Origin of the sequence: Leptothoe sp. PORK10 BA2, from assembly GCF_034932105.1 — a bacterium.
GTDB lineage: Bacteria > Cyanobacteriota > Cyanobacteriia > Phormidesmidales > Phormidesmidaceae > Leptothoe.
This window is the reverse complement of the sequence record NZ_JAYGIG010000086.1, coordinates 1-7,405: the sequence shown is the minus strand read 5'-3', so window position 1 is coordinate 7,405 and position 7,405 is coordinate 1. Positions and strand designations below refer to the sequence as shown.

At 49.4% G+C, this 7,405-nt stretch carries 4 protein-coding genes and 2 pseudogenes; 3 read left to right on the top strand and 3 right to left on the bottom strand.

Going from position 1 to position 7,405, the window contains the following annotated elements:
* Window positions 1-291: 291 nt before the first annotated feature.
* Both VB741_RS14290 and VB741_RS14285 read right to left on the bottom strand, forming a co-directional pair.
* Window positions 292-893, bottom strand: a pseudogene (locus VB741_RS14290) (exopolysaccharide biosynthesis protein).
* Between the two features lie 112 nt (window positions 894-1,005).
* Complete coding sequence (locus VB741_RS14285) at window positions 1,006-3,867, bottom strand: cation-translocating P-type ATPase (protein ID WP_323365858.1); 2,862 nt, start codon at window positions 3,865-3,867, stop codon at window positions 1,006-1,008.
* A 327-nt stretch (window positions 3,868-4,194) separates the two neighbouring features.
* Between VB741_RS14285 and VB741_RS14280 the strand changes: the two genes are divergently transcribed.
* Both VB741_RS14280 and VB741_RS14275 read left to right on the top strand, forming a co-directional pair.
* Entirely contained in the window at window positions 4,195-5,340 is a 1,146-nt protein-coding gene (locus VB741_RS14280) for a sensor histidine kinase (RefSeq protein ID WP_323365857.1), read from the top strand.
* A complete protein-coding gene (locus VB741_RS14275; protein WP_323365856.1) occupies window positions 5,303-5,998 on the top strand; it encodes a response regulator transcription factor in 696 nt (231 codons plus the stop codon). The genes VB741_RS14280 and VB741_RS14275 overlap by 38 nt, the downstream gene beginning before the upstream one ends.
* A 12-nt stretch (window positions 5,999-6,010) precedes the next feature.
* Here the strand turns inward: VB741_RS14275 and VB741_RS14270 are convergent.
* Window positions 6,011-6,142 (bottom strand): annotated as a pseudogene (locus VB741_RS14270) (CorA family divalent cation transporter); the annotation flags it as partial.
* Window positions 6,143-6,441: 299 nt separating this feature from the next.
* Between VB741_RS14270 and VB741_RS14265 the strand changes: the two are divergent.
* Entirely contained in the window at window positions 6,442-7,245 is an 804-nt protein-coding gene (locus tag VB741_RS14265) for a hypothetical protein (protein WP_323365854.1), read from the top strand.
* Window positions 7,246-7,405: the final 160 nt, after the last annotated feature.

The following is a 7,405-nucleotide window of genomic DNA, read 5'->3' as shown; positions in this document are numbered from 1 at the left end:
AAGGACACGGATGAGAAAATAGATCCATAACACCACCCAGATTAGATCAGCTTTTGCTGAACCTATTATCGTCTATCGTATATACAACATGCCTTTACGCTGACCCACCTGGCGGAACCAGTGCCTTGCCGGTTTATAGTGACAAAATAGGTGCGTTGCTAAGAAATAGGAATGCCTCTTGAGAAACGTTTGCAAAGAAAGTTCTCAGTGTTTAACGTAGAAGTGATTAAAATCTATCATGATTTTTTTAGCCTTACTTTGTTAGTTATCTTGCTCAGCATCGGCGAATTCCTATAGAAACTGTTGGATGAAATCAGGCGAGCGCCAGAGGAGATAGGCAATCGTACCAAACAAAGCCGTGTTTATACCGACTACACCATATCCCAAGAACATCAGCAGTCCATCTTTTTCTAAACTGGCAATAGATAACAGTAACATGCCGAAGGCCGGAACTGGATTGGTAAATGGAATCGGTAACATAAGTAATATTGTTAGCCAAGTTAAACAAGCACCGTTGATTCTCCAAACGGCACTGTTTTGAGAGAATCTCGACCATCGCGGCCGGGTGATTTTTTCGATCAGCTTAGCAATCGTTCTAAATTTTTGATGAGTTGAAGCACAAAAGTGGGCGGAAATTGAAACGCGGCGATTTTACGCGGTAGCCAAGGGGCAGGCTGTCCGATGACCATTTGCACGGATAACAGCAGGCAGGCAGACCCCAGAACCGTACTGATGCCAGGTGGCATAGGAAACAGAAAAGGTAGGGCTAAAAAGCTGATGATCAGCGAAAAGCTACGTTCAGAGGTTTCAGCCAACATATCGCCCAAGGTGAGCGGTCGATCTCGCTGTTTTTCTAAGAGCACTCGCAAGTCTTGAGAAAGTTGAAGCTGCATAACAACATAGTCTCCGCAAAGGCCGTAGAACAAAATAATCAGTGACGTTGTAATCAGGGCCATAATACCGTTAAGCGGCGTGCCCACCTTTAAAAAATCGGTAAATCGGAGACTAAATATTTAATTTTTTAATTTTTCGCTGCTGCATCACTCTCAAAAAAAGTTTTTCGCCTTCTAGCCAAACAAAAACAAGGGCGCTAAACCCAACACAAACGAGTAGTTCTGTGGGGCTTAGCCAGTAGGTATTGAAGAAGGTTCTAAAGCTAGGTACATAGACTAGTAAGAGCTGCAACAGGGTAGTGAGCGAAACGGCCCAGAATAAAAACGGATTGGAAAAGGCGTTGAGTTCTATGGTGAGTTGGTGCTGCGATCTCACTGCCCAGGCATGGCCCATCTGGGCCAAACACAAGGTGGTAAAGACCATGGTTTTCCAAGTATTAGGGTCGCGAGCATATCCCGGCTGGTGGGTATAGCTATAGCCCCACAGCATCAGCCCGATGGAGACAATCGCTAACACCAAGCCCGTTCGCATCATGTATAAGCCAAGTCCCCTAGCGAAAATACTCTCTCGGGGCTGGTAGGGCGATCGCTTCATCACGTTGGGCTCTCCTTTTTCCATGGCCAGTGCCAAGGCAGGCAGGCCATCGGTAACAAAGTTCATCCAGAGAATTTGTAGTGGAGAGAGGGGAATGCCCGCTAGTCCTAACAGAGGCGTCGAGGCAATCACAATCACCTCACCGATATTGCTACCCAACACATATTTGATAAACCGACGAATGTTGTCATACACAATCCGCCCTTCCTCAACGGCTGCCACAATTGAGGTGAAGTTGTCATCTAGCAGCACCATATCTGCGGCCTCTTTGCTCACATCAGTGCCTGCGATACCCATCGCAATACCAATGTCCGATTGCTTCAGCGCCGGCGCATCATTGACTCCATCTCCAGTCATCGCCACAATCTCGCCCCGCTTTTGCCAGGCTTGGACAATGGAGAGCTTGTGCTCTGGCGCTACCCGAGCATACACGCTGATCTCTTCAACCTCTCTAACCAATTGCTCAGGCGTCATGCGATCAATATCTTGCCCGGTAACAACCCGATCGTCGGCTTGTAAGATGCCGAGTTTACTCGCGATGGCCCGGGCCGTAAGCTGATGATCACCGGTAATCATCACCGTCCGAATGCCCGCCGTTTGGCAGCGAATGACCGCATCTTTCACTTCTAGCCGCGGTGGGTCCATCATGCCCACTAGCCCCAGCCAAACCAGACCAGTCTCAGCTTCAGCTTCAGTGGTGTCTGCGCCCGTTGGCGAGGGCTTATAAGCCAGTCCCAACACCCGTAATCCTTTACTCGCAAGTTGTTCGTTGCGATCGTTAATGTCCTCCCGTAGTCGATCGGTAAGCTCACCCACACAGGTAGCTTGCTGATGATGCGTACAGCGCGCCAAAACACCCTCAGGCGAGCCTTTCATAAAGATACAGTAGGGTGATTTTGCGAGAGAAGAGAGATTTTTTATGACAGGGGCATCGTCAGGTATCCGATTCTCGCAGATGACGCTCATGCGCTTTCGCTCAGAAGAAAAAGGCACTTCACCTACCCGAGGCAGCCACTCAGCCCAAGTATGCTGAAGGTAGTCGGCCTTGCCTGCTAGGGTTAGCATCGCCCCTTCCGTCGGATCGCCCAACACCACCCATTCACCCCTCTCGGTTTGTAGCACGGCATCGTTACAAACCACACTACCAATCAGCAGCGCATTTAAGCTAATGGGCAGTGCTGCCAAGTTGACAGACTTGGGCCAGTCGCCCGTTGGATCCAACAGCTCAAACTCACCTTTGGGCTCGTAGCCATCACCCCTGACTGCAAAGTCTTGATCACTGGTAGAAACGACCTGCACCACCATTTTGTTTTGGGTCAAGGTGCCGGTTTTATCCGAGCAAATTACGGTCACAGAGCCCAACGTTTCAACCGCTGGCAGCTGGCGAATCAGCGCCTGACGGCGAACCATCCGCTGCATGCCCAAAGCCAGCGTCACCGTAATCACAGCCGGTAGGCTCTCAGGCACTACAGCAACGGCCATACTCAACGACGCTTCTAACAGATCGGTAAACCGATCCCATCCCAGAAAAAAACCACCGCCGACAACCACAATCGCGACCAACACCAGCGAGCTACTGACCAGCACATTGCCCAGCTGGGTCATTCGTGCCTGCAGTGGCGTAGGCTCGGCCTCTACCCCTTGCAGCAGCGCCGCAATGTTACCCAGCTCGGTTTGCATACCAGTGGCGGTCACCACCACTAGGCCACGACCATGGAGAACTTGGGTCCCCTGAAATACCATATTGACGCGATCACCCAAAGGAGAATTCTCGGGTAGCAGTACATTGGCTCGCTTCCCCGAAGCAACAGCCTCTCCCGTCAGGGCAGCTTCTTGCACCTGCAAATTAACCGCTTCTAATAGTCGGCCATCAGCTGCGACCTGTACTCCGGCTTCAAGATACATAACGTCGCCAGGAACCAGCGCCTTCGCGTCAACCTCAGAGACTTTACCATCGCGCAACACTCTCACCCTCGGCGAAGAAAGCCGTTTAAGGGCAGCTAAGGCATTTTCGGCCTGACTCTCTTGCAAGTAGCCCAAAATGCCGTTTAAAAGAACAATCGCAAAAATTGCGATCGCATCCTTAGGAAATGTTTTCGACTGAAAATCCAGCACCGCCGAGACGACTGCCACCGTCATCAGCAGCAGCAGCATAATATTGGTAAACTGATCGCGAAAGATTGCCCAGCGGCTGCGACCAGTCTTCTCCAGTAGCTCGTTCAAGCCATAGCGCCGAACCTGCTCGGCGACTTGTTCTGTCGTGAGCCCAAACTTTTCAGTTGTTTTAAGTTGTTGTAAAGCTTCTTCGTAAGACAGGGTATGAAAAGCGGTTTTTTTAGGTAATGACGAGGGGGTGTGCAGCGGTGAAGTTTCTACCATATCTGATCTACATCAAGCAAAGAACTTAAAACCAAGGCTTAGTAAAACAACAGCTGTCATTTTTCACAAGCTTTATCAAACAGTTCTCATTGTGACCGACTATGGTGGTTCGGGAATCTATCAGGCAATATATTTAAGCACCAACACTTTCCCCACTCAGGTATATCAGCAGATATAGATAGATAGGGAAAAAATGTACGAGCGGCAGCCGAAAATACCACTAATAAAGAATAAACGTTTCTATATCAGAAGATATAGAAAGGGGATAAAACCTAAACCCAGCATCTTTTAAGGACGACAAACAAGGTATCAATAGGATTTAATAATATGGCGTGCTCCAAACCGTCCGGTATTTTCCTCATGTATCAGCCGTTGATTCACGAAAAACAGCTCAATCAACAACGGAAGTCTCTTTATGGCCTTATTTTAGCTATTTTTGGATTAATCATCCTTTTGGAATGGTTTTCCTCAACCGCCTTGGTCTTTAGCTATTTATACACAGGGGCCATTGTACTAGCCCATCGTCAGCTGAGTCGCCGACAGGTAATGGCCGTGACCTTCGCCGCTGTGATCCTGACACTCATCAACCTGGTCTTTCCCCGTCAGGAGTTCAATGCCCTTACTACCGTCGCGAACCGGGTGATTGCAGTCGTGGCCTTGCTGGTAACGGGTTATTTAATTGATCGCAGCCATGTGTACGAAGCCGAGATTGCCCGACAGCAAGCCCATATTCAAACGCAAGCACAGCTTGCTATCATGCGCGAAGACTTTGCCGCTACCCTCACCCACGACCTCAAAACGCCTCTACTAGGTGCCATTGAGACCATTAAGTCTTTCAGTGCCGAGCAGTTTGGCCCAGTTAGCACAGCGCAATCTAAAGTCTTAGGGATGATGTCGCGTTCTCACCAGATGACTTTGCAGCTGGTCGAAACCATGCTCGACATTTATCGCAATGATGCCGAAGGCTTAGGACTCAAATTAGATCTCGTGGATTTACACCCCCTCCTTACAGATACGGTGGCGGCCTTAGCCCCCTTGGCCCAATCTCGCCAAATTAAAATTACGCTGACTACTCACGGTAAGGGCTTTTGGGTGCATGGTGACCAGCTGCAACTGCGGCGGGTCTTCGAAAATTTACTCACTAACGCCATTAACCACGCCCCCCGTCACACACAGGTGCTCCCAGAACTAAGGACCATTGAAGAGCATCATCTGCTACAGGTACAAGACAGCGGCCCTGGCATCCATGCGGATGAAGTGGCCAATCTTTTTGATAGGTTCTATCAGGGCTACAGCGACCGGAATGCCCATGGTTCCGGTTTAGGGCTTTACCTGTGTCGGCAAATTATTGAGGCTCATAACGGTAGAATTTGGGCACAGAACTGTCAGCCCCATGGGGCGATTTTCTACTTTTGTTTACCCTCCGCTACGGCATATGAACATCGGCAGCCCCTTAAGAATTCTGCTCGTTGAAGACGATGAACTGTTTCGTCTTGGGCTATTAACCCGCTTACAGCGAGAGCCTTTGCTTCATTTGGTAGACGAAGCCACTGACGGCGAAAGTGCCCTTGAGCTCATCAACCAAAAACCGTTTGATATCGTGCTGTTGGATGTTGGCCTACCCGGCATTGGGGGGGTAGAAACCTGTCGGAAAATAAGGCGGGAGCATCCCAATCTACCGGTTCTCATTCTGACGTCACATTCTCAACAGCCCTTGATCGAGCAGTTAGTCAGTGTGGGTGCTAGTGGCTTTTGTCTCAAGGGAATCGAGGCCGAAACGTTGATTTTGGCGTTGCGATCGGTCGCGGCTGGTGCTTCCTGGTGGGATGCCTGCAGCACTCAACAAATCCGTACAGCTTTTCTGGCTAAGCCCATGCCTCCCGCTAAAGTCAATCAACTCACCACTCCTTTAACCCAGCGGGAACAGGAGATTTTAGCGCTGCTGGCAGTCGGCAAAAGTAACCCCGAAATCTCCAAGGAACTGTGCATCACAACGGGCACTGTGCGGGTGCATGTCCATGCCATTTTACGAAAGCTGGAGGTGCGCGATCGCACCCAGGCCGCCCTTTTTGCCATACAAAACACCCTAGTACCGGACGCAAAGAGTACGGAGACAAAAAAAGATCACTAAGCCGTCAGCCTCTCAGTGGGCGATCACCAGCATCACCGCTAAAACCAAGGGGTATCCCCAATCAGCATTCAGCTCTGGCATATTAAAAGGTGAAACTTCTGGATTAAAATTCATGCCATAAATGTCCGCTATAAAAGTCAGCTGAACAGTCTCCTTCCGAAGTACTGCCAAGTGATTCTGTACGGCCTTTACGCCAGCCTACGGACTACCCAGGCAACCCCCTCTCAACTTCAAATTGTTTACCTCAGTGCCGAGCGCTCCGGTCGCTCAGCGCCAGCCACCTGTCAGACCAGTGACTAACTTTCAATCTCCTATAGTTTTTTCCGTAAACCATTAACCCATCTTGTTTCTCAAATAATGCTATAGCTGCGAGTTCTATGATAAAAAATTACGCTTTTGTCCCGTTGTTCCCCTTGCTGGCTTTGACACCTGCAGCGGTACCCATGCATTCTCCCACCCTGCTGGGCCTAGAGCTATCAGCACCTGCCGGTGAGAATAGGCTCGATGCCGATGAGATATACAGCTTTGATGTTGAACCCGGAGACGCCATCTCGATTAATGTAAAAACCAGTCCTGACAATCCGATACCATCTTGCATCCCAGAATTTATTAGCGGCCCGCGCCTTGATCTAACACTCGCAGACTACATTACCCAAACGCCCTATAGCGACAGCGTCGTGGTGCAGTTTACTGAACAGGATGCTGGACACTATCGCTATCGGATAGTGCCCTCACCACAGATTGAGTTGCTTGGCGAAGAAGATGTGCCCGAGGCGTCATTACCTTCTGATAACCCAGCCGACGAACGCTGGTGCCAGGTAACGGTGCAGCCTGCATCCGCTACTGAGCAGCTTTGGGCGATCGCAAATCGTCTGTACGACCAAGGTGAGGATCTAGAACAGGCGCTCGATCTGTACAGCCAAGTCATTGCCACTGAGCCAGAATATCCCGAACCCTATGAGCGATATTTCTACTTGATGATGAATTTGAATTCTGGAAATCTATCGATCAGCTCAGATGAAGATCCAGTAATAATGGGTCAAAAGGTACAGCAATGGTTTATGACACTACCCGATGCAGTTCAGTCGCCAATTCTTGAGATGGCAGAGCAGTTGGCGCAGCTATACGAAGCAAATCCCAGTTGGCAGCTAGAAGCTACAGATCATCCTGACTTTTGGCGTGGCTATGCCAGCTATCTGCAAACTGGGGTAGCCTCCGAGTCCGTGAGCAACGTGTTGTTTCCGTAAATATTGTTTTTCACCAATATTTACACCAATATTATGTAACTACTCAGGCTTAAAAAATTAGAGAGTTTTCCCAGGTTACAGAGATTATCAGCTAGCGTAATCCAAATATAGGAATTGGTAACCTCCTTGAGCAAGCCCAAGGGTCGCATCAAACTCAGTG

Bases quoted from the DNA above. Each gene is read 5' to 3' on its own strand.
- VB741_RS14285 (WP_323365858.1), bottom strand. From the start codon at position 3,867: ATGGTAGAAACTTCACCGCTGCACACCCCCTCGTCATTACCTAAAAAA.
- VB741_RS14280 (WP_323365857.1), top strand. From the start codon at position 4,195: ATGGCGTGCTCCAAACCGTCCGGTATTTTCCTCATGTATCAGCCGTTG.
- VB741_RS14275 (WP_323365856.1), top strand. From the start codon at position 5,303: ATGAACATCGGCAGCCCCTTAAGAATTCTGCTCGTTGAAGACGATGAA.
- VB741_RS14265 (WP_323365854.1), top strand. From the start codon at position 6,442: ATGCATTCTCCCACCCTGCTGGGCCTAGAGCTATCAGCACCTGCCGGT.